Origin of the sequence: Streptomyces sp. NPDC060028 (assembly GCF_042736725.1) — a bacterium.
Classification (GTDB): Bacteria; Actinomycetota; Actinomycetes; order Streptomycetales; family Streptomycetaceae; genus Streptomyces.
In genome coordinates, this window is the sequence record NZ_JBHWVJ010000028.1 from 37,394 (window position 1) to 59,185 (window position 21,792).

Annotated in this window: 23 protein-coding genes; 5 read left to right on the top strand and 18 right to left on the bottom strand. The window is 71.9% G+C overall.

Annotated elements, in window-relative coordinates:
- Positions 1-3 precede the first annotated feature (3 nt).
- Positions 4-1,245 (top strand): LCP family protein, encoded by a 1,242-nt coding sequence (locus ACFWBF_RS16255; RefSeq protein ID WP_385601417.1) that lies wholly within the window; start codon positions 4-6, stop codon positions 1,243-1,245.
- Entirely contained in the window at positions 1,233-2,627 is a 1,395-nt protein-coding gene (locus ACFWBF_RS16260) for an FtsW/RodA/SpoVE family cell cycle protein (protein ID WP_385601421.1), read from the top strand. Before ACFWBF_RS16255 ends, ACFWBF_RS16260 begins: the two co-directional genes overlap by 13 nt.
- A 15-nt stretch (positions 2,628-2,642) precedes the next feature.
- Here ACFWBF_RS16260 and ACFWBF_RS16265 read toward each other — a convergent pair whose 3' ends face one another.
- From ACFWBF_RS16265 to ACFWBF_RS16275, 3 genes are all read right to left on the bottom strand, one after another.
- The gene (locus tag ACFWBF_RS16265; protein ID WP_385601424.1) at positions 2,643-3,221 is read right to left on the bottom strand and encodes a maleylpyruvate isomerase N-terminal domain-containing protein; all 579 of its coding nucleotides are present in this window, start codon (positions 3,219-3,221) and stop codon (positions 2,643-2,645) included.
- 85 nt (positions 3,222-3,306) lie between these two features.
- Positions 3,307-4,161 carry a polysaccharide deacetylase family protein gene (locus ACFWBF_RS16270; RefSeq protein ID WP_385601427.1) on the bottom strand — a complete coding sequence of 285 codons (855 nt, stop codon included), beginning with the start codon at positions 4,159-4,161 and terminating at the stop codon, positions 3,307-3,309.
- 14 nt (positions 4,162-4,175) lie between these two features.
- Positions 4,176-5,039: a polysaccharide deacetylase family protein gene (locus tag ACFWBF_RS16275; RefSeq protein WP_385601431.1), complete on the bottom strand. Its 864-nt coding sequence runs from the start codon at positions 5,037-5,039 to the stop codon at positions 4,176-4,178.
- A gap of 170 nt (positions 5,040-5,209) precedes the next feature.
- On the opposite strand from ACFWBF_RS16275, the gene ACFWBF_RS16280 reads away from it, so the two are divergent.
- Positions 5,210-6,421 carry a methyltransferase domain-containing protein gene (locus ACFWBF_RS16280; protein ID WP_385601434.1) on the top strand — a complete coding sequence of 404 codons (1,212 nt, stop codon included), beginning with the start codon at positions 5,210-5,212 and terminating at the stop codon, positions 6,419-6,421.
- Here the strand turns inward: ACFWBF_RS16280 and ACFWBF_RS16285 are convergent.
- From ACFWBF_RS16285 to tsaB, 5 genes are all read right to left on the bottom strand, one after another.
- Complete coding sequence (locus tag ACFWBF_RS16285; RefSeq protein WP_385601437.1) at positions 6,411-7,037, bottom strand: hypothetical protein; 627 nt, start codon at positions 7,035-7,037, stop codon at positions 6,411-6,413. The two genes, ACFWBF_RS16280 and ACFWBF_RS16285, sit on opposite strands and share 11 nt — an antisense overlap.
- 76 nt (positions 7,038-7,113) lie before the next feature.
- A complete protein-coding gene (locus ACFWBF_RS16290; RefSeq protein ID WP_385601440.1) occupies positions 7,114-7,386 on the bottom strand; it encodes a hypothetical protein in 273 nt (90 codons plus the stop codon).
- Positions 7,383-8,540 carry a tRNA (adenosine(37)-N6)-threonylcarbamoyltransferase complex transferase subunit TsaD gene (gene tsaD, locus ACFWBF_RS16295; RefSeq protein ID WP_385601443.1) on the bottom strand — a complete coding sequence of 386 codons (1,158 nt, stop codon included), beginning with the start codon at positions 8,538-8,540 and terminating at the stop codon, positions 7,383-7,385. Before tsaD ends, ACFWBF_RS16290 begins: the two co-directional genes overlap by 4 nt.
- Complete coding sequence (gene rimI / locus ACFWBF_RS16300; protein WP_385601526.1) at positions 8,533-9,030, bottom strand: ribosomal protein S18-alanine N-acetyltransferase; 498 nt, start codon at positions 9,028-9,030, stop codon at positions 8,533-8,535. Before rimI ends, tsaD begins: the two co-directional genes overlap by 8 nt.
- A gap of 26 nt (positions 9,031-9,056) precedes the next feature.
- Positions 9,057-9,734: a tRNA (adenosine(37)-N6)-threonylcarbamoyltransferase complex dimerization subunit type 1 TsaB gene (gene tsaB / locus ACFWBF_RS16305; protein WP_385601447.1), complete on the bottom strand. Its 678-nt coding sequence runs from the start codon at positions 9,732-9,734 to the stop codon at positions 9,057-9,059.
- Between the two features lie 135 nt (positions 9,735-9,869).
- Here tsaB and ACFWBF_RS16310 point away from each other — a divergent pair, with 135 nt between their 5' ends.
- On the top strand, positions 9,870-10,433 hold the full coding sequence (locus ACFWBF_RS16310; protein WP_385601450.1) for a hypothetical protein: 564 nt from the start codon (positions 9,870-9,872) through the stop codon (positions 10,431-10,433).
- Positions 10,434-10,479: 46 nt separating this feature from the next.
- Here the strand turns inward: ACFWBF_RS16310 and ACFWBF_RS16315 are convergent, their stop codons facing one another.
- The 8 genes from ACFWBF_RS16315 to ACFWBF_RS16350 form a co-directional block, all read right to left on the bottom strand.
- Positions 10,480-10,659 carry a hypothetical protein gene (locus ACFWBF_RS16315; RefSeq protein WP_385601453.1) on the bottom strand — a complete coding sequence of 60 codons (180 nt, stop codon included), beginning with the start codon at positions 10,657-10,659 and terminating at the stop codon, positions 10,480-10,482.
- A gap of 144 nt (positions 10,660-10,803) precedes the next feature.
- Positions 10,804-11,370: a tRNA (adenosine(37)-N6)-threonylcarbamoyltransferase complex ATPase subunit type 1 TsaE gene (gene tsaE, locus ACFWBF_RS16320; protein ID WP_385601457.1), complete on the bottom strand. Its 567-nt coding sequence runs from the start codon at positions 11,368-11,370 to the stop codon at positions 10,804-10,806.
- A complete protein-coding gene (locus ACFWBF_RS16325; protein ID WP_385601460.1) occupies positions 11,309-12,499 on the bottom strand; it encodes an alpha/beta fold hydrolase in 1,191 nt (396 codons plus the stop codon). Before ACFWBF_RS16325 ends, tsaE begins: the two co-directional genes overlap by 62 nt.
- 32 nt (positions 12,500-12,531) lie before the next feature.
- On the bottom strand, positions 12,532-13,671 hold the full coding sequence (alr, locus tag ACFWBF_RS16330; protein ID WP_385601463.1) for an alanine racemase: 1,140 nt from the start codon (positions 13,669-13,671) through the stop codon (positions 12,532-12,534).
- Between the two features lie 52 nt (positions 13,672-13,723).
- Positions 13,724-15,115, bottom strand: coding sequence for an NAD(P)H-hydrate dehydratase (locus ACFWBF_RS16335; protein WP_385601466.1), 1,392 nt, complete (start codon positions 15,113-15,115; stop codon positions 13,724-13,726).
- Positions 15,116-15,200: 85 nt separating this feature from the next.
- Positions 15,201-15,569: a holo-ACP synthase gene (locus ACFWBF_RS16340; RefSeq protein WP_385601468.1), complete on the bottom strand. Its 369-nt coding sequence runs from the start codon at positions 15,567-15,569 to the stop codon at positions 15,201-15,203.
- 22 nt (positions 15,570-15,591) lie between these two features.
- Positions 15,592-17,442: a glutamine--fructose-6-phosphate transaminase (isomerizing) gene (gene glmS / locus ACFWBF_RS16345; protein ID WP_385601471.1), complete on the bottom strand. Its 1,851-nt coding sequence runs from the start codon at positions 17,440-17,442 to the stop codon at positions 15,592-15,594.
- A 121-nt stretch (positions 17,443-17,563) separates the two neighbouring features.
- Positions 17,564-18,301: a hypothetical protein gene (locus tag ACFWBF_RS16350; RefSeq protein WP_385601474.1), complete on the bottom strand. Its 738-nt coding sequence runs from the start codon at positions 18,299-18,301 to the stop codon at positions 17,564-17,566.
- 297 nt (positions 18,302-18,598) lie between these two features.
- On the opposite strand from ACFWBF_RS16350, the gene coaA reads away from it, so the two are divergent.
- The gene (gene coaA / locus ACFWBF_RS16355) at positions 18,599-19,642 is read left to right on the top strand and encodes a type I pantothenate kinase (RefSeq protein ID WP_385601477.1); all 1,044 of its coding nucleotides are present in this window, start codon (positions 18,599-18,601) and stop codon (positions 19,640-19,642) included.
- 125 nt (positions 19,643-19,767) lie between these two features.
- Here the strand turns inward: coaA and glmM are convergent, their stop codons facing one another.
- Positions 19,768-21,126 (bottom strand): phosphoglucosamine mutase, encoded by a 1,359-nt coding sequence (glmM, locus tag ACFWBF_RS16360; protein WP_385601480.1) that lies wholly within the window; start codon positions 21,124-21,126, stop codon positions 19,768-19,770.
- Positions 21,127-21,261: 135 nt separating this feature from the next.
- Positions 21,262-21,783, bottom strand: a complete 522-nt coding sequence (gene rpsI, locus ACFWBF_RS16365; protein ID WP_361312420.1) for a 30S ribosomal protein S9 — start codon at positions 21,781-21,783, stop codon at positions 21,262-21,264.
- Between the last annotated feature and the right edge of the window lie 9 nt (positions 21,784-21,792).

The window sequence follows — 21,792 nt, forward strand, 5'->3', positions numbered from 1 at the left end:
GGCATGACTGCGCAACGGAGGAAGACCAGCCGCCGCAAGCCGCCGACACGCCGCCGCAGGCTCATGCGCACGCTGCTGATCACCGGGTGCGCGCTGACCGTGATGGCGGGCGGCGGCGCCTGGTACGTGTACAAGGACCTCGTCTCCAGCATCGGCAGCTCCAAGGCGCTGGAGGGCGCCGAGAAGTCGAAGCACGGCGATACGAACATCCTGCTGATGGGCCTGGACAGCCGCCGCGGCCAGAACGGCGAGGACCTGCCGAAGGAGATCCTCGAGAAGCTGCACGCCGGCAACAGCTCGGCCGTCGGCGGGTACAACACGAACACCCTGATCCTCCTGCACGTCCCCGGCGACGGCGGCAAGGCGAAGGCCTTCTCGGTGCCGCGCGACAACTTCGTGACGCTGTACGGCGTGCCCGGGTTCACCGGGAAGAGCAAGATCAAGGAGGCGTACGGGCTGGCCAAGGCCAAGCGCGAGGACCAGCTCACCGCCCAGGGGGTCAAGGACAAGCAGGAGCTGGAACACGAGGGCCGCGAGGCGGGGCGCAGGGCCGAGATCGAGACGGTGCGCAATTTCCTGGGCGTCCCGATCGACCACTTCGCCGAGCTGAACCTGGCCGGTTTCTACCACCTGGCGGGCGCCCTGGACGGCGTACCGGTGTGCCTGAACAAGGCGACGAAGGACTCGTTCTCGGGGGCCGACTTCCCGGCCGGCAAGCAGACCCTCGACGGCGCGCAGGCACTGGCCTTCGTACGGCAGCGGCACGGTCTGACCATGGGCGACCTGGACCGGACGAAGCGCCAGCAGGCCTTCCTGGCGGGGGCGACGTACAAGCTGAACCAGGCCGGGACCTTCGCGGATCCGGTGAAGCTGCTCAAGCTGGTCAACACGGCGAAGGAGGACGTGGTGACCGACAAGGGATGGGATCTGCTGTCCTTCATCAAGCAGGCGAAGAACCTGTCCGGGGGCAATGTGGACTTCACGACACTGCCCATCGAGGGGTTCGCGAGGAACCATGGCGCCGAGATAAACGTCGTAGACGATATGAAGATAAAGCGCCTCATTGCCGAGCAGATAGGACCCAAGGGCACTGCGAGCCCGAGCGCACCGGGCGCCGCTCCCTCCTCACCTGGGACGACCACACCGGGGAAGGCCGCCCCGGGGACGACCGCACCGCCCGCGCCCGCGCCCGCGGGCAAGCCGAGCCCCGCGATTGACGGCGGCGGCATCCCGTGCGTGGACTGAGGCCCGAGACGGCGTCGGGCGCCCGCCGCCGTACCGAAGCACTGCTGCTGGTCTTCGTCGTCGCCATAGCCGTTTTCGGCCATGTCGCCGCGGGCCTGGCGATGAACAACGCGCTGCCGCCCAACCTTGCCGGCTTCACGGTGAGCCTGGCGCTGCTGGCGCTGGTGGGTCACCTGGGCATCCGCCGGTTCGCGGCGTACGCGGATCCGTTGATCTTCCCCCTGGCCATGCTGCTGACCTCGCTCGGGCTGGTGCTGCTGCACCGCCTCGACCAGGGGTACATCGAGCGGTACGGGTCGGTGGCGAACGCGCCGGGGCAGTTGCTGTGGACGGTGGTCGGGGTCGCCGCCTGCATCGTGGTGGTGGCGCTGCTGCGTGACCACCGGCTGCTGCAGCGGTTCATCTACATCACGATGGCCGTCTCGCTGGTGCTGCTGATCGCGCCCGCGCTCTTCGGCGCGGACGCGTACGGCGCCAAGCGCTGGATCAAACTCGGCGCGCTCTCCTTCCAGCCCGGCGAGTTCGTGAAGCTGACGATCGCGGTCTTCTTCGCCGGCTATCTGGTCGTCCACCGGGACTCGCTGGCCCTGACCGGCCGGAAGTTCATGGGCATGCGGCTGCCCCCGATGCGCCAGCTCGGCCCGATCGTCACGGTGTGGATCGTCTCGATGCTCGTGCTGGTCTTCGAGCGCGACCTCGGCACCTCGCTGATCTTCTTCGGCGTCTTCGTGGTGATGCTGTACGTCGCGACCGAGCGCACCAGCTGGGTGGTCTTCGGCGTGTTCATGGCGGCGGTGGGCGCCTTCGCGGTCGGCTCGACCGAACCGCACGTCAAGGCCCGCGTGGCCGCCTGGCTGGAGCCGCTGTCGTACTACTGGAAGGACCGTCCGCCGGGGGTCACCTCGGACCAGTCGGCGCAGGCGCTGTTCAGCTTCGGCACCGGCGGCATCTCCGGTACGGGCCTCGGCGTGGGCCACCCCGAGCTGATCGCGTTCGCGGGGCGCAGCGACTTCATCCTGACCACGGTCGGCGAAGAGCTCGGCCTGGCCGGGGTCATGGCCGTCCTGCTCCTGTACGCGCTCCTCGTGCAGCGGGGCCTGCGGATGGCACTCGGCGCCCGCGACCCCTTCGGCAAACTCCTGGCGGTGGGCCTGGCTTCGGCGCTGGCCCTCCAGGTCTTCGTGGTGGCGGGCGGCGTGACGGGCCTGATCCCCCTGACGGGCAAGGCCCTGCCCTTCCTGGCGAAGGGCGGCTCGTCCCTGCTGGCCAACTGGATCATGATCGCCCTGCTCCTGCGCATCAGCGACAGCGCCGAACGCCAACGCGAGGCGGACGCACGGGACCCGGTGGAAACGACGATCACGCCGGCGGTGACGGTCTGAGGGGTGCCCGCCCGGTCAGTTGGGCACTGCTGCCTGCCAGTTCCACGAGGTACGACGGGGGCGGCCGTCCAGCTCACCCCGGCCGGTGCACCAAAGCAGGACCTGGGTCGGGTCGCCGGGCGGGGCGTCGGGGAAGAGACGGTGGAGCACCGCCGCGGCCAACGGCGCCGGTGGCAGCCAGGGCACGCCCAGCCCCTGGGTGATGTCGTAGGTGTGCAGGAGAACCTCGGCGACGCCCATGGCCGCGAAACCCGCCCGGTCGCACGGCCCCCAGTGCCAGGCCCGCAGCCCCGGATCGGCCGCGTCCAGAGCGCTGCCGAGCAGCCCTGCGCAGGCGGTCACCACCTGGAGCACCTCATGCGGGGCGGTGCCTGGGCGGACGGCCAGGTCGAAGGGGAGGTACGCGTCGGTGGGGCGAGCCGCCACCTGCCCGGCGTAGGCCAGGAGGTCGTGCGCGATGTGGGCGGCCGTCGTCCAGCAGCTCCACTCCAGCGAACCCGCCGGAACCGACCAGTCCGCCGTGTCGTGCGCGCCGAGTACCCGCGCCATCTCGGCCACGGCCTTGTCAACGTCTCGTGCGTCCAGGTAGCGCATCCCGGGATGCTAATGCCGTGGCCCGGGGATCGTGGTGGTGAGACGTCACCGCGATGGCCATCCGGTCGCAGTACTGGTCGCAGTACTAGAGGTAGTCCTCCAGCCGCCCGATCTTGTACCCCTGCTCCTGGATCCGCTGGAGCATGCGCGTCGTCATCTCGATCTCCGTCGCGCCCTTGAGCTCGGCGGGGCCGCGGAAGTGGGCCAGGATGATGTCGCCCGGTTTGAGGGCGGAGCCCTCGGCGTACTGGAAGTTGTTGATCTGCATCGACACGCGCCACAGGACCAGGTGCGATATGCCGCACTCGGCGGCGGCCTTGAGGGTGTCGTCGTTGTAGTTGCCGTACGGCGGGCGGAACCACTGCGGCTTCGTGCCGAAGCGCTTCTCCAGGCGTTCCTGCTGGCCGCATATCTCCTTCTTCTGCGCCGCGAAGGGCAGGGTCCGGAGGTTCGGGTGCGTCAGGGTGTGGTTGTTTATCGTGCTGCCGGAGCCGTTGTCGCGGAGCTTCTCGAAGTGGCCGTAGTCCGACGAAGCGATGTTGTCCGTCAGGAACATGCTGATCGGCAGCTTCAGATCGGCCGCCATCTTCAGGAACTCGGGGTTCTTCTCGGCGCCGTCGTCGAAGGTCAGGAAGACTGTTTTCTCCCCGCCCGGCACGGGTATTCGGTCCGTCACCGGGACCTTGCCCGGCTTGCCCGGCGGAAGCTGGGGTTTGACGGCAGGCTTGGGCGCGTACTGAACGGGGCCGGTCAGCCCCCACTTCTTGTACGCCTCGTCAGCCGCAGTCGCCGCCGAGGACGAGGCCGGCGCCGAGGGGGACGGCGAAGCCGGCTTCTCCTCGGCCGTCTTGCGGCCCAGCCTCTCGGTTGGTTCGACGCTGTCCCCGCACCCCGACAGGGACAGCGCGATCGCGCCGGCCGCCAGCGTTCCGGCTACCAACCGGCGCGCGTACCTCACAAGTAGTCCTCCAAGCGGGCCACGGCATACCCCTTGTCCGTGACGGTCTTCATGACATGCCGGATCATGTCAGGCATGGTGCCCTTCCAGTCCTCCCGCCCCCGGAAGTGCGTGAGGATGATGTCACCGGCGTGCAGATCGCGGTCCCATTCCCGCCAGTCCATGCGGTTCGGGAAGGCCTCCTCGTTCCACAGGGGCACGGCCTTGATGCCGCAGGACTTGGCCGCGCGCAGCGTGTCCTCGTTGTAGTTCCCGTACGGCGGCCGGAAGAGCGTCGGCCGCTTGCCGAACTCCTTCTGGATGGTGTCCTGCTGGCCGCAGATCTCCTGGCGCTGCTTCTCGTACGAGAGCGCCGGCATGTACCGGTGGTTGAGGGTGTGGTTGTTCAGGGTGACGCCGGCGGCCTGCATCTGCTTGAAGTACGGGTAGTTGTCCCGTACGAGGTAGTCGCTGAGGAACGCCGTGTACGGGATCTTCAGTTCCTGCATCATCTTCAGGAACTCGGGGTCCTTCTCCGCACCGTCGTCGATCGTCAGGAAGACGACCTTGTCCTCGGTCGGGACGGTGGTGAAGACCGGGGGCAGGTTCTCCTGGTCCTCCACCTCGAAGCCCTCGCGGGTGGTGATCTCGGGCTTGGCCTTCGGTGCCGCCGGGGCCATCAGCGGCGGCTTGACCAGGCCCCACTTCTTGGCGGCGACGATCCGCGCCTGCCGGGCGGCCTTCATCTTCTCGGCGTGGTTGGCGAGCGCGCCGGCCGCGCCCGCGTCGGCGCCCTTCGCCTTGGCCGCCTTGTCCGGCGCCCCCGACTGCCCGCCGCACGCCGCCGTGAGGGCGGCGACCAGCAGTGCGGCCAGTGCCACCCCGAACCGGCCGCGCGGACCCGCCGCGAACCGGTGACCCTGTAGCGTCTTATGTTCCTTTTGTCCGACTAGCTGCATAGCAGCGCATCCTGGCATCCGACACGCCCCCGTCAGGGCCGACACCGCGAACGGAATCCGACCTTCCTCCGAGTGGCCCACAGGGGACGACAATGGACCCCGTGACCCCCGAAGACTTCGCCGCACTCCTCACCCCCGAGGGCCTCGCCCTCCTCGACTCGCTCCGCGACCACGACCCCGCCCAGGAGCTCGCCCTCGCCACCCGGCTGCGCCGCGAGCACCCCGCCGCACTGGTCTCCGCCGCGCTCGGGCAGGCCCGGCTGCGGCAGCGCGCGGTGGCGAAGTTCGGGGCCGAGGACGCGTTCCGGATGTACTTCACCCCCGGCGGCGGCGAGATGGCCACCCGCGCGTCGGTGGCCTCGTACCGCGCCGAGCGGCTCGCGGCCCTCGGCGTACGGAACCTCGCGGACCTGTGCTGCGGCATCGGCGGCGACGCCCTCGCCCTGGCCCGGCTCGGCATCCGGGTGCTGGCGGTGGACCACGACCCGCTGACCGTGGCCGTCGCGCGCGCCAACGCCGAGGCGCTGGGGCTCGCGGACCTGATCGAGGTCCGGGAGGCGGACGTGACCGAGGTCGACGTGTCCTCGTACGACGCCGTCTTCATCGACCCGGCCCGGCGCGGCGGACGCGGCCGGATCTTCGACCCGGAGAGCTACTCGCCCCCGCTGTCGTGGGCCGTCGAGACCGCCCGCGGCGCCAAGTACGCCGCCATCAAGATCGCCCCGGGGATCCCGCACGAGGCCGTCCCCGAGGAGGCCGAGGCCGAGTGGATCTCCGACCAGGGGGACGTCAAGGAGGCCGTGCTCTGGTTCGGCACCGCGCCGGGCGAGATCCGCGCCACCCTGCTGCCCGGCCCACGGGCCCTGCACACCACCGATCCGCTGCCCGACCCGGAGGCCGGACCCGTGGGCCGCTGGCTCTACGAGCCCGACGGCGCCGTCATCCGCGCCCACCTCGTCGCCGAGGTCGCCGAGCAGCTCGACGGCCGGCTGATCGACCCGACCATCGCCTACGTCACCGCCGACGAGCTGCGCGCGACGCCGTACGCGACGGCGTACGAGATCACCGACGTGCTGCCCTTCGGCCTGAAGAAGCTCAAGGCCCTGCTGCGCGAGCGCGGGGTCGGCATCCTGACCGTGAAGAAGCGGGGCTCCGCGATCGAGCCGGAGGAACTGCGCAGGAAGGTCAAACCGCAGGGGCCGAACTCCGCGACCGTCTTCCTGACCCGGGTGGCCGGGGCCCCCTCGATGCTGATCGGCTCGCCGGCGCCCGCCCCGGCCCCGGCGCCCACCTCTACGCCGTAGGGCGGCGGCCGCGGAAGGCGCGCAGCGCCCACCGGTAGTGCGCGCCCGCCTTGCCCAGCCCCAGCAGGCCCGTGATCCACAGGATCAGGCCGAGGCCCATGTAGTACGCGACCTCGCCGTACGTGTCCTCGCCCGGCCGCGCCGACACCGCGACCCCGAAGGTCACCCAGAGCCCGAGCGCGCCCAGGACGAAGGAGGCCAGCAGCCAGGTCAGGCTCCGCCCCGGCGCGCGCACCCGGGAGTCGGCGGCCGGATCCCGGTCCCACTCCGCCCAGGCGCACATCAGCTGGCGGACCTGGCGGTCGCGCCGGGCGCCGGAGGCGAGCCAGAACCCGGCCGGCACCAGTACGCCGGCCCCGAGCACGACGAAGACGAGGCCGAGGAGGAAGGAGACCGGGTCCTCCTCCTCGAAGGCCATCAGGGCCATGCCGACGAAGGACCAGCCGAGCGCGAAGACCGCCGAGACGGCCCAGAGCAGCAGCAACCGCCCCAGCCCCAGGCTGCGTTGGCCGAGGTCCCGCAGGAAGCGGGCCCGGTCGGCCCGCACGACGGTCTCGTCCATCCAGTCGCGCAGGTGCGCGGGAGGTGGCGGCGGCGGCAGGTCACGGCGAGGCATGTGCATGACCATAGCGGCAGGGCGTCGAGATTCGCCTGAGGCCCTGCTCCGGGCGGCGGACGGCCGCCGCGCGGGCTCAGCCTCCGTCGGCCTCCACCGACTCGAACCGCCAGCGGTGCACGGCCCGCGTGATCAAGTCGGCGGCGGGCTCGGGGAGTTCGGGCAGCTCGGCCGCCACCCCCTCGGGCGCCTGCCACCAGGTGATCACGAGCACCCGGTCCTGCGGGGCCCGGAACACCTCGCGACGCTGCGGCTCCCGGGCCAGCACCTGCGAACGGGCCCACTCCAGCAGCTCGTTGCCCCGGCCCGGCACCGCCCGGGCCTCCCACATCAGCGCGACGGTGCTCATGAGTACAGGTTGTCCTTGCTCAGCTCATGCACGTGGTCGTGGTCGTGCGCGTGGCCATGACCGTCGCCGTGATCGTGATCGTGATCGTGATCGTGGCCGTGCGCATGCGCGGTGCCCGGAACATGCGGGTCCGTCACCGGCAGCGAGGAGTCCGCCGACAGGTCCCAGTCCGAGGCCGCCCGGTTCCGCTTGACCATCTCCGCACCCAGCGCCGCCACCATCGCGCCGTTGTCCGTGCACAGCCCCGGCCGCGGCACCCGCAGGATGATCCCCGCGTCGTCGCAGCGCTCCTGCGCGAGCGAGCGCAGCCGGGAGTTGGCCGCCACACCGCCGCCGATCATCAGGTGGTCGACGCCCTCGTCCTTGCACGCGCGGATCGCCTTGCGCGTCAGCACGTCCACCACCGCCTCCTGGAAGGACGCCGCCACATCGCGCACCGGCACCTCCTCGCCGGCCTTCCGCTTCGCCTCGATCCAGCGGGCGACCGCCGTCTTGAGCCCGGAGAAGGAGAAGTCGTACGCCGCGTCGCGCGGCCCCGTCAGCCCGCGCGGGAAGTTGATCGCCTTCGGGTCGCCCTCGCGCGCGAGCCGGTCGATGACCGGACCGCCCGGGAAGCCCAGCTGAAGCACGCGAGCGATCTTGTCGAAGGCCTCGCCCGCCGCGTCGTCGATGGTCGCGCCCAGCGGCCGTACGTCACTCGTGATGTCCGGCGCCAGCAGCAGCGACGAGTGTCCGCCCGACACCAGCAGCGCCATCGTCGGTTCGGGCAGCGGCCCGTGCTCCAGCTGGTCGACGCAGATGTGCGAGGCCAGGTGGTTCACCCCGTACAGCGGCTTGCCGAGCGCGTACGCGTACGCCTTGGCCGCCGAGACGCCCACCAGCAGCGCCCCCGCGAGCCCCGGGCCCGCGGTGACGGCGATGCCGTCGAGGTCGCGGGCGCTGACCCCGGCCTCCTTCAGGGCGCGCTCGATGGTCGGGACCATCGCCTCCAGGTGCGCGCGGGAAGCCACCTCGGGCACGACTCCGCCGAAGCGCGCGTGCTCGTCCACGCTCGACGCGATCGCGTCCGCGAGCAGGGTCGTACCGCGGACCACGCCCACGCCGGTCTCGTCGCAGGAGGTCTCGATGCCGAGGACGAGGGGTTCGTCAGCCATGGGTCTCACTTCTTACGGCGTGTTGGAAGGTCGGGGGCAGGGAAGTGGCGGGGTCGGACAGGCGCATCACGAGCGCGTCGACGTTGCCGGGCTGGTAGTAGCCGCGCCGGAAGCCGATCGGCTCGAAGCCGAAGCGCTCGTAGAGCTTCTGGGCCCGGGTGTTGTCCACCCGCACCTCCAGCAGCACCTCGGCGCACTCGAACGCGGTGGCCGCGCGCAGCAGATCGGTCAGCAGCCGGGCGCCGAGCCCGGTGCCCCACTGGTCGCGGGCGGCCGCGATGGTCTGTACGTCGGCCAGGTCGCCGGCGGCGCCCAGCCCGGCGTAGCCCACGATGCGTCCGGCAGCGTCCTCGGCGACGACGTAGCGGCGGGTGGCCTGCGGGCCGCGGGCGTGGGCGAGCTCGGACCAGAACATCCCGGCCGACCATGCGTCCTCCGGGAACAGCTCGTGCTCCAGCTCCAGCACCGGCTCGATGTCCCACCAGCGCATCTCGCGCAGGACCACGGGCGAGGAGGTCACTTGGGGGTGACCACCTTGTAGTTCTTGGGCACCTCGGCGTCGGGCCGGCGCAGGTAGAGGGGCGTCGGGGGCAGACCGTCGCCGTTCTCGAAGGCCTGCCCCGCCGCCAGTCGCTCCGCGGCGAGAGCGGCCAGAGCCCCCGCCGACTGGTGCTCGGGGCTCCGCGCGTCCGGGAAGACGTCCGGGTAGAGCAGCGCGCCCTGCCCCACGGCGGGCAGGCCGGCGACCCGCTCGGCGATCTCGGCCGGGCGGTCCACCGAGGGCCCGTCGACCCGGGTGCGCGGGTCCTCGTAGCGCGCCCAGTAGACCTCCTTGCGCCGCGCGTCGGTGGCGACGACGAAGGGGCCCTCGACCCCGGCGAGGCCCGCGGCGTACGCGAGCCCGTCGAGGGTGCACAGTCCGTGCACGGGTACGCCGAGCACGGCGGCGAAGGTGGAGGCGGTCACGAGGCCCACCCGCAGCCCCGTGTAGGGGCCGGGGCCGACGCCGACGACGATGCCGGTGACGGCGTCGAGCTTCAGCCCGGCCTCGGCGAGCACCTTGTCCACGGAGGGCAGCAGGAGCTCCCCGTGGCGGCGGGCGTCGACCTGGTTCGACTCGGCGAGGACGGACTCGCCGTCGTGCAGGGCGACGGTGACGGCGGGCGTGGCGGTATCTACAGCGAGCAAGAGCACGCGAACAGCCTACGACTCCGGGGGCGGGCAGCCTTGCGGCCGGTGTCCGGGCGACCCGGCTGCTACCTTCGACGCAGGTGATCCTCAGGTGATCCGACAGGTGTTTCCAGGGGAAGCGCGGAGAGGTGGAGCAAGGTGGCACGCAGCAGCTCGGGAATCGTGGCCGGGCTCACCGCCGCGGCAATCGCAGCGGTCGGCTTCCTCGGCTACCAGGCCTCCGCCACCGCGCCCGCGCACCCGCCGAAGGCCGCCGCGCAGAGCCCGGTCCCGGCCCCCAGCCAGCCCGCCCCCGCCAAGCAGGAGCCGGCCAAGGCGGTACCGCTGCCGGCCGGATCCGGCACCGGTGTGCGCGTCGTCTACTCCGTGGGCCTCAAGCGGGTCTGGCTGGTCAGCGACACCGCCGGGCAGGAGCCGAAGTCGTTCGCGGTGACGCCGAGCACCGTGCACCCGAAGGCGGGTACCTACGCGGTCGGCTCGCGCTCGGGCGCGGTCACCGGCTCGGACGGGGTGCCGATCGAGCACGTCGTCCGCTTCGCCAGCACGGACGGGGTCTCGGTCGGCTTCAGCGCCCGGGTGGACGGCCAGATTCCGCAGCCCGACCCGGCCAAGAAGACCGGTGGCATCCGCATGGCGCGCGCGGACGGCGACGCGATGTGGAACTTCGCCACGATCAACTCGAAGGTCGTCGTCGTCCCCTGACGCCCTGACCGGCACCGCACAGCGGACTTCACCCGGACGTGGGACCTCAGGCGGCCTCGGATCCCGAGGCCGCCTGATCCGTGTCGTCTTCATCCGCCGGCTCGTCGAGGCGTGCGCGCACGGGCGGCGTCGACACCGCGGTGGCGGCCACGCCGGCGGCGAGCAGCGCCCCCATGGACACGGCGGACGGGCGGGGGTCGCGCTCTACTCCTGCGGCTGCCGACATGATGTGCCTCCTGGCCCGGGCCGGCCTGCACTTAGGTAGGCCTAACCAGCCCTCGGTACCATGTCACCACGTGTGCCTCTGTCAGCGCAATGTCTTGCCGACGAGTTGTCGGTACGTCCTGCCGGTACGTCCTGCCGGTACGCGCTACTCCGCCTGTGCGGGAGCCAGGGCCACCAGAGCCCCCGCACCCGACCAGCGCGTGCCGACCCCGCGCACCACGACCTCGCGTACGTCGTCCAAGACCTCCTCGTGGCCGACCGCACGCTTGATCACCACGTGCAGACGGTCGTCGGACAGCTCCTCCACCTTGCCGTCGCCCCATTCCACGACGACCACGGACTCGGGCAGCGAGACGTCGAGGTCCAGGTCCTCCATCTCGTCCAGGCCGCCGCCCAGCCGGTACGCGTCCACGTGCACCAGTGCCGGTCCGCCGCCCAGGGGCGGGTGGACCCGGGCGATGACGAAGGTCGGCGAGGTCACCGCCCCGCGCACGTCGAGGCCCTCGCCCAGGCCGCGGGTCAGGGTGGTCTTGCCCGCGCCGAGCTCGCCGGTCAGCAGGACGAGATCGCCGGGGCGCAGCAGGCCGGCGATCCTGCGGCCGAGCTCCCGCATGGCATCGGGAGAGTCGACGGTGATGTGGGCCTCGGCGTCAGGCCTCTGACCCTGCTCCGGAGCCGGGCTGGGCTGTGCTTCCCGCGGTACTTCTTCCATGCCCGCCAACGTTAGCCGGTACGGAGACCGCCCCGGTGCGCGCCAGCAGCTCGGCCAGCAGCCGTGTCACGGTGTCCGGGTACTCCAGCATCATCAGGTGCCCGGCGTTCTCCAGGACGACCAGTTCGGCGGACGGCAGCGCTTCCTTGATGGCCTGGCTGTGGGCGGCCGGGGTGACCATGTCGTGGTCGGCGGCGATCACCGTGACGGGGATGTCCGCGAACCGCTGGAGCGCGGCCGTCTTGTCGTGCGCCTGGAAGGCCGGGTAGAACTCGGCGACGACGTCGATGGGGGTGGCCTCGATGAGCCGTTCGGCGAAGCGGGCGACGCCCGGGTCCACGTCGCGCGAGCGGAACGAGTACATCTTGATCATGCCGGCGAAGAGGTCCGCGGTGGCCCGGCGGCCCTTCTCCACCAGCTCCACCTGCGAGCCGAGCGCCTTGAGCACGCCGGGCAGGAAGCGTCGTACGGCACCCATCCCGACGGCCGGCAGCCCGTACGTCACCTCGTCGAGGTGGCCGCTGGAGGTGCCGACGAGCGCCACCCCGACCACGCGGTCACGTACGAGCTCGGGAAACTGCTCGGCAAATCCCATGATGGTCATACCGCCCATCGAGTGACCGACCAGGATCAGCGGACCCTCCGGGGCGGCGGCGTCGATGACGGTCTTCAGGTCGCGGCCCAGCAGCTCGAAGCTCACCGGTTCGCCGTCGGCCTGACCGAGGCCGCGCGCGCTGCGGCCGTGGCTGCGCTGGTCCCAGTAGACGGCGCGGACCACACCGCGCAGGGCCGCCCGCTGGAAGTGCCAGGCGTCCTGGCCGAGGCAGTAGCCGTGGCAGAACACCACGGTCGCCGGGGCGGGGGCCTTGCGGCGCAGCCGGCTGCGCTTGCCCTCCTCGGGCAGCTCGTCGACCTCGTAGTGGAGTTCGGTGCCGTCCTCGGCCCACGCGGAGCCCTCGGTGCCGCGCAGGGACCCGTAGTCCCCGGTGGAGTCCAGTGCGAGACGCGCCTTCATCCGCATGCCCCTCCCGACCGTGATCCGTTCTACCGCGACACCGGCGGCCGCGCCCGCGGCTATCACGCCGATGGCGGCGCCGGCCCAGCCCGCCTTGCGCCAGTTCTCGCTCACGCCGTCCTCACTCAGCCGTCGACCGGGCCGTTTCAGCCGTTTCGGTACACCCGGGGTACGCGACTCCCGATACGAGTGACGATCTCATACGCGATCGTGTGTGCCGCTTGAGCCCAGTCCTCGGCGGTGGGCTCGCCGCGGCGGGCGTCGCCGAAGAGGACGGCCTCGTCGCCGACCCGTACCCGGTCGTCTCCGTCGAGGTCGACGACGAACTGGTCCATCGCCACGCGTCCGGCGGCCCGCCGGATCGTGCCGCCGACCAGGACCGGGCCGCGGTCGGAGGCGTGCCGCGGGACGCCGTCGGCGTAGCCGGCGGGGATGAGCGCGAGACGGGTGTCGGACTCGGTGACGTAGTGGTGCCCGTAGCTGACGCCGTGCCCGGCCGGCACGCCCTTGACCAGGGCCACTGAGGCCTTCAGGGTCATGGCCGGCCGCAGTCCGAGCTGTTCGGGGGTGCCGAGCTCGGGGGCCGGCGAGACCCCGTAGACGGCCAGCCCGCAGCGCACCAGGTCGAAGTGGCTCTCGGGCAGGGTCAGGGTCGCGGGCGAGTTGGCGATGTGCCGGACCTCGGGCTCCACGCCCTCCTTCTCGGCGTACGCGAGCATGTCGCGGAAGGCGGCGAGCTGGAGCGTGATGGAGGGGTGGCCGGGCTCGTCGGCGCACGCGAAGTGCGACCAGACCCCGGTGACGACGACCGTGCCCTCGGCCTGCGCGGCGACGGCCGCGCCGACGAGGTCGGCCCAGTCGGCGGGCTGGCAGCCGTTGCGGCCGAGGCCGGTGTCGGCCTTGAGCTGGATCCTGGCCGTACGGCCGGTCGCGCGGGCGGCCGCGCGGACCTCTTCCAGGGCCCAGATCCCGCTCACGGAAATGTCCAGATCGGCCTCGACGGCCTCCCGCCAGGGCCCTCCGGGGGTCCACAGCCAGCACATGATCCGGCCGCCGATCCCGGCGGCGCGCAGCGCGAGCGCCTCCTCGGGGGTGGCGGTTCCCAGCCAGGTGGCACCGGCGTCGAGGGCCGCCCGGGCGCAGGGCAGGGCCCCGTGCCCATAGGCGTCCGCCTTGACCACGGCCATCACTGCGGCCCGGGGGGCGCGCTCGCGCAAGGCGCGCACGTTCTCCCGGACGGCGTCCAGGTCGATCTCGGCGTACACGCGCGTCGGTGTCTCGTTCATCCCCCACAGTCTCTCAGAACCCGCCGCCCGGGCCCGGCGGGGCCGCGCGGTGTCAGCGGGGGACGTCACGCCACGCGGCCGGGAGGGCCTCCGCGACCTGATGGGCCAGGAGGGGCGCACCCGAGGCCGCACGGCGGGCCGCCAGGCCGTGGAGGTACGCCGCCACGGACGCGGCGTCCACCGCGGACAGACCCGCCGCCAGGAGGGAGCCGCCCAGGCCGGACAGGACATCGCCACTGCCGGCGGTGGCCAGCCACGGCGTACCCGTCGGGTTCACCCGAACGGGCCCCCCGCCGGAGGCGACCAGCGTCGTCGACCCCTTCAGCAGCACCGTCGCCCCGTACCGCTCCGCCAGCCCTCGCACCGCGGCCAGCCGCCCCGCCTCCACGGACTCCCGCGGCACCCCCAGCAGCGCCGCCGCCTCCCCCGCGTGCGGGGTCAGCACCGTCGGCGCCGAGCGCACCCGCAGCCCGGCGGCGTCCAGCCCGCGCAGCCCGTCCGCGTCCACCAGCACCGGCACCGGATCCGCCAGGCACCGCGCGACCTCGTCGCCCCGCCCCTCGCCCAGCCCCGGCCCGACCACCCACGCCTGCACCCGGCCCCGCCCGATCAGCGTCTCGGGGTACCGGGCGAGTACGGATTCCGCCGCCGGCCCCACGTACCGCACCGCCCCCGCACCGCCCCGCAGCGCCCCGGCCACCGCCAGCACCGCCGCCCCCGGATACTGCGCCGACCCGGCGACGACCCCGACCACGCCCCGCCGGTACTTGTCGCTCGACGGCGTCGGCACCGGCAGCAGCCCCGCCACATCGGCGTGCTGCAAGGCCTCCGCGTCGGGCGCGCCCAGCGCCAGCCCGATGTCCACCAGCCGCAGCGCGCCCGCCCGCGACGCCCCCGGGTCGACCAGCAGCCCCGGCTTGTACGCCCCGAAGGTCACCGTGACGTCGGCCCGTACGGCCGCCCCCGCCACCTCCCCGGTGTCCGCGTCCACCCCGCTCGGCAGGTCCACGGCGACCACCACCGCACCCGGGGGGATCCGCTCCACCAGCGCGGCGGCCGCCGGCCGCAGGCCGCCCCGCCCGCCGATCCCGACGAGCCCGTCCAGTACGAGGTCCGCCCGCTCGGGTACGGCCGCCGCCACGCGCCCCCCGGCGGCCCGCAGCGCCGCCAGCCCGCCCGCGTGCACCCGCTGCGGATCCATCGGGACCGCGGTCACCCCGGCCCCGCGCCGCGCCAGGCGCGCACCGGCGTACAGCGCGTCACCGCCGTTGTCCCCGGGCCCGACCAGCAGCACGACGCGCGCCCCGTAGACCTTCCCGAGCAACCCGGCGCAGACGGCGGCCAGCCCGGCCGCGGCCCGCTGCATCAGGGCGCCTTCGGGCAGCCGGGCCATCAGCTCCCGCTCGGCGGCCCGTACGGTCTCCACGCTGTAAGCAGTACGCATGGCACCAGCCTGCCCGACGAGGGCCGTTCGAGGCGGTCCGAGGCCGTCGAGGCCGTCGAGGCCGTCGAGGCCGTTCGTGTGCCGGCTATCCCTCGGCGATCACCACGGCGGAGGCCACCCCGGCGTCGTGGCTCAGCGAGACGTGCCAGGACTTCACCCCCAGCGCCAGCGCCCGCGCCTCCACCGTCCCCGACACCCGCAGCCGGGGCTGCCCGCTGTCCTCGACGTACACCTCGGCGTCGGTCCACAGCATCCCGCCGGGCGCGCCGAGCGCCTTGGCCAGCGCTTCCTTGGCCGCGAACCGCGCGGCGAGCGAGGCGGTCCCGCGCCGCTCGCCGCTCGGCAGCGTCAACTCGGCATCGACGAACAGCCGCCCGCCCAGGCCCGGCGTACGCTCCAGCGCGGCGCCGAACCGCTCGATCTCCGCCACGTCGATCCCGACGCCGATAATCACAACCACAGCTCCAGCTACGCCACTACTCCACGGTCACGGACTTGGCGAGATTACGCGGCTGGTCCACCTCGTTGCCCCGCGCGGTCGCCAGCTCGCACGCGAACACCTGCAGCGGCACCGTCGCCACCAGCGGCTGGAGCAGCGTCGGCGTCGCCGGGATCCGGATCAGGTGGTCGGCGTACGGGACGACCGCCTCGTCGCCCTCCTCGGCGATGACGATGGTGCGGGCCCCGCGCGCCCGGATCTCCTGGATGTTCGACACGATCTTGTCGTGCAGCACCGACCGGCCGCGCGGCGACGGTACGACCACCACCACCGGCAGGTCCTTCTCGATCAGCGCGATCGGGCCGTGCTTGAGCTCGCCCGCCGCGAAGCCCTCGGCGTGCATGTACGCCAGCTCCTTGAGCTTGAGCGCGCCCTCCAGCGCCACCGGGTAGCCGACGTGCCGCCCCAGGAACAGCACGGTGTTCTTGTCGGCCAGAGAGCGCGCCAGCTGCCGGACCGGCTCCATGGTCTCCAGGACGGTGTCCACGGCCGCGGCGATCTCGGACAGTTCCCGGATGACCGCCTGGATCTCGTCGCCCCACTTCGTGCCCCGTACCTGCCCGAGGTAGAGGGCGACCAGGTAGCAGGCCACCAGCTGCGTCAGGAAGGCCTTGGTCGAGGCGACGGCGACCTCCGGACCGGCATGCGTGTACAGCACCGCATCCGATTCGCGCGGGATCGTCGACCCGTTCGTATTGCAGATGGCCAGCACCTTCGCACCCTGTTCGCGCGCGTGCCGCAGCGCCATCAGGGTGTCCATGGTCTCGCCGGACTGCGAGATCGCGACCACCAGCGTCCGCTGGTCCAGGATCGGGTCGCGGTAGCGGAACTCGCTCGCCAGCTCCGTCTCGCACGGGATGCGGGTCCAGTGCTCGATGGCCAGCTTCGCGATCATGCCCGCGTGGTACGCCGTACCGCACGCCACGATCACGACCTTGTCGACCTCCCTGAGCACCGAGGTGGGGATGCGCACCTCGTCCAGGGTCAGCGAGCCGCTCGCGTCGATCCTGCCCAGGAGGGTGTCGGCCACAGCCTTCGGCTGCTCGGCGATCTCCTTGAGCATGAAGTAGTCATAGCCCCCCTTCTCGGCCGCCGAGGCGTCCCAGTCCACGTGGTACGCCCGCACCGACGCGGCCGAACCGTCGAAGTTGGTCACCGAGACACCGTCGCGGCGGAGCTCGACGACCTGGTCCTGCCCCAGCTCGATCGCGGACCGGGTGTGGGCGATGAACGCGGCCACGTCCGAGGCGAGGAAGTTCTCACCTTCCCCAACGCCCACCACCAGAGGGGAGTTCCGGCGGGCGCCGACGACCACATCGGGCTGGTCGGCGTGCACCGCGACCAGCGTGAACGCCCCGTCCAGCAGCCGGCACACCCGCCGCATGGCCTCCGCGAGGTCCCCGGCCGACGAGGCGAAGTGCTCGGCGAGCAGGTGGGCCACGACCTCGGTGTCCGTCTCGGACTCCAGCCGGTGCCCGCGCTCGGTGAGTTCGGCGCGCAGCACGGCGAAGTTCTCGATGATGCCGTTGTGTACGACGGCCACGCGCCCCGTGTTGTCCAGGTGCGGGTGGGCGTTGACGTCGGTGGGCCCGCCGTGGGTCGCCCACCGGGTGTGCCCGAGTCCGGTGGAGCCGGCGGGCATCCGATGCCCGACCAGTTCCTTCTCCAGGTTGACCAGCTTGCCGGCCTTTTTGACGGAGACGAGCTCCCCGTCGGCGAGGACGGCGACACCCGCCGAGTCGTAGCCGCGGTACTCCAGCCGCTTGAGTCCGGCGATGACCACATCGAGCGCCGACTGCGCTCCCACGTAACCCACAATTCCGCACATACGCCGCAGCGTACGCCGTGGTTGGCGCTCTGCCCCGTACCTGAACCAGACGAAAACCCCGCCCCGGCGAACGCGCCGGAGCGGGGTTGACGCGTGCTCGAACGCCCGAGCGGGCCGGGACTCAGCCGAGCTTCTTGGCCTGGATCTCGACGATGGCCTTCGGCTGCTCGGCGGTGCCGCTCGGGCTCACGGCCGAGAAGGTGGCGAGGATGTTGCCCTTGCGGACGACCACGAGCTCCATGCCGGCCGTCTCGCCGTCCACGTCGCCCAGCTCGGTGTAGGCGAGCGCCGCGTCGCCTGCGGTGACGGGGGTGCCCGGGATCACCTTGGTGATCTTGAGCGAGTCGCCGGCCTGGCTGCCCGTGTAACCGCCGGCGCAGGCCGTGGCCGCGGCCTTGATGGCGGCGAAGGCCTCCTCGGCGCCCTTGCCCTCGTACGAGGCGAGGGCGACGGAGGTGACGGTGGCGCCCAGGACCTCGTCCACGGACTTCGGCTTGGCGACCGCCTTGGTGCCGGCCTTCCCCACGGCGGTGCCGACCGGGGCCGTGGACTGTGCCTTGGCGAGCGGCAGGCACTCGGGCTTGTCGGAGCCGGCACCGGCCGCCGCCGCGAGTTCGGCCGGGGTGGCCGCCTTGACCCCGTGGGTCGGCAGGTCGGCCTGCGTCACCAGCAGCGCGGCCAGCTCGGCGTCCGTCTTGGCCTTCGCGGCGGGCGCGGCCGACGCCGCCGGGGCGGAGGGAGCCGGCTTGGCGCCGTCCACGTTCTTGTCGGACGTGTCCGAGCCGCAGGCCGTGGCGAGCAGCGCCAGGGACACCGCGGAGGCGGTCAGGACGGTACGGCGGACGAGTGCGGTGCGCACGATGGTTCCCCCCACAGGAAAATGATCAACGAAAGAAGCGAAACAAGCGAAAGGAGCGAAAGGAGCGAAAGGAGCGCAGCGGCATCGCCGAGCTGCGGTGATCATCAATGTACGGGCCGCTGAAACCATCGGCTCCGGATTATCTGCGCGCACCACGCATCGTGACCGCCACGAGACCCCGGAGGCCCCCAATCGAGACCGCCCCGCGTACAACCCGCCCGCCGCGGGACATACGGGCACTCCCCACGTGACCGACCACACCACCCACAACCGACCGCGACCCCCGACAATGGCGGTGTGATCACTTCGCCGCCACGAAGCACGTCGGACAGCGCAACGGAGCGCACCGACCGGACCGACCGGACCGGGCGCCCGGCCCACCGCAAGGCCGACGCCTCCCCCTACGTCGACCTCACCCGCGCCGAGTGGAGCGCCCTGCGCGAGCGGACGCCACTGCCGCTGACCGCCGACGAGGTGGAGCGGCTGCGCGGCCTCGGCGACGTCATCGACCTCGACGAGGTCCGCGACGTCTACCTGCCGCTCTCCCGCCTCCTCAACCTCTACGTCGGCGCCACCAGCAACCTCCGCGGCACCCTCAACACCTTTCTCGGCGACGCCGGCAACGGCCACGGCGCTCAGCAGGGCACCCCGTTCGTCATAGGGGTCGCCGGCTCCGTCGCCGTCGGCAAGTCCACCGTGGCCCGTCTGCTCCAGGCCCTCCTCGCCCGCTGGCCCGAGCACCCGCGCGTGGAGCTGGTGACCACCGACGGCTTCCTCTACCCGATGAAGGAGCTCCAGCGGCGCGGGCTCACCGCCCGCAAGGGCTTCCCGGAGTCGTACGACCGCCGCGCGCTCACCCGGTTCGTCGCCGACATCAAGGCCGGCAAGGACGAGGTCACGGCCCCCGTCTACTCGCACCTGATCTACGACATCGTCCCGGGCGAGCAGCTCGTCGTACGCCGCCCGGACATCCTGATCGTCGAGGGCCTCAACGTCCTGCAGCCGGCCATGCCCGGCAAGGACGGCCGTACCCGCGTCGGCCTCGCCGACTACTTCGACTTCAGCGTGTACGTGGACGCGCGCCCCGAGGACATCGAGCGCTGGTACCTCAACCGGTTCCGGAAGCTGCGCGAGACGGCGTTCCAGAATCCTTTCTCCTACTTCCGCAAGTACACCCAGGTCTCCGAGGAGGAGGCCCTGGAGTACGCGCAGACGATGTGGCGGACCATCAACAAGCCCAACCTCTTGGAGAACGTCGCCCCCACCCGCGGCCGCGCCACGCTCGTCGTACGCAAGGGACCGGACCACAAGGTGCAGAAGCTGAGCCTGCGCAAGCTCTAGTGCTGTGACCGGAGCTGCTCGGCCAGAAACCGACGACGACGGCCCCGCCGTCCCGGATGGGGTCCGGGGCGACGGGGCCGTGGGGTTCCTGGGGTTCGTGCGAGGCAAGACCCGAAAGGGACGGCCTAGCCGAGCGCCGCCTTCACGACGTCCGCGAGGCGCCCCGCCACCGCGCGGGCCTGCTCGATGTCGGCGGCCTCCACCATCACCCGAACGAGCGGCTCCGTACCGGACGAACGCAGTAGCACCCGTCCGGTGCTGCCGAGCTCGCGCTCCGCGTCGACGACCGCCGCGGCCAGCTCGGCCGAGGTCCCGACCCGGGACTTGTCCACGTCGGGGACGTTGATCAGCACCTGCGGCAGCCGCCGCATGACCCCGGCCAGCTCCGCCAGCGACTTGCCGGTGGCCGCGACCCGCGCCGCCAGCAGCAGGCCGGTCAGCGTGCCGTCACCGGTGGTCGCGTGGTCGAGGATGATCACGTGGCCGGACTGCTCGCCGCCCAGCGCGTAGCCGTTCTCCTTCATCGACTCCAGCACGTAGCGGTCGCCGACCCCGGTCTGCACGACGTGGATGCCCTCGGACTCCATCGCCAGCTTGAAGCCCAGGTTCGACATCACGGTGCCGACCACGGTGTTCTCGCGCAGCTGCCCGGCCTCGCGCATGGCCAGGGCCAGCACCGCGAGGATCTGGTCGCCGTCGACCTCGGCGCCGGTGGCGTCCACGGCCAGGCAGCGGTCGGCGTCGCCGTCGTGCGCGATTCCGAAGTCGGCGCCGTGCTCGACCACGGCCGCCTTGAGCAGTTCGAGGTGGGTGGAGCCGCAGCCGTCGTTGATGTTGAGGCCGTCCGGCTCCGTACCGATCGTGACGATCTCGGCGCCGGCCCGGGTGAAGGCCTCGGGCGAGACGTACGCGGCGGCGCCGTGCGCCTCGTCCAGGACGACCTTCAGGCCTTCGAGGCGGTTGGGGAGGACCCCGATGAGGTGGGCGACGTACTTGTCGAAGCCCTCGGTGTAGTCGGAGACCCGGCCGACGCCGGAGCCGGTGGGCCGGTCCCAGGGAGCACCGGTGCGGTGCTGTTCGTAGACGGCCTCGATCCGGCCCTCCAGCTCGTCGGCGAGCTTGTGGCCGCCGCGCGCGAAGAACTTGATGCCGTTGTCGGGCATGGCGTTGTGGCTGGCCGAGAGCATCACGCCGAGGTCGGCGCCCAGCGCACCGGTGAGATACGCCACCGCCGGGGTGGGCAGCACACCGACGCGCAGGACGTCCACGCCCGCGCTCGCGAGACCCGCGACGACCGCGGCCTCGAGGAACTCGCCGGAGGCCCGGGGATCACGGCCGACCACCGCGGTCGCGCGGTGGCCCGCGAAGGTTCCCGCCTCGGCCAGTACGTGTGCGGCCGCCACGGAGAGGCCGAGCGCGAGCTCAGCCGTCAGATCCGCGTTGGCGACGCCTCGTACACCGTCCGTCCCGAAGAGTCGTCCCACTGTTGTCCTCCCGAGTTCACACTTCGCTTGTGACCGCTTGTGACAGTAATTTGCCGCTTGTGGCGGTAAACGAACCGCCCCGACAGCACGGAGAGTGCTGCCGGGGCGGTTTCGTTGCAGAACAGCAGGCGCAGATTAACGCTTGCTGTACTGCGGAGCCTTACGGGCCTTCTTGAGACCGGCCTTCTTGCGCTCGACCGCACGGTCGTCGCGCGAGAGGAAGCCGGCCTTCTTCAGCGCCGGGCGGTTGTTGTCCACGTCCGCCTCGTTCAGCGCACGGGCCACACCGAGGCGCAGGGCGCCGGCCTGGCCGGAGACGCCGCCACCCGCGATGCGGGCGATGACGTCGTAGCGGTTGTCCAGCTCAAGGAGCTTGAACGGCTCGTTGACTTCCTGCTGGTGCACCTTGTTGGGGAAGTAGTCCTCAAGGGTGCGACCGTTGATCTTCCACTTGCCGGTGCCCGGAACGATCCGGACGCGGGCGATGGCGTTCTTGCGACGGCCCAGGCCGGCGGCCGGCTGGGGGTCGCCGAAGCGACCGGCAAGGGACTCGGAGGTGTAGTCGCCCTCGACGACAACCTCGGACTCGCTGGTGTACTCCTCGACGTTGCCCTCGAACTCTTCGACGGGGGTCGTCTCGGCGGTGGTCTCGGCCACGATGCTCCT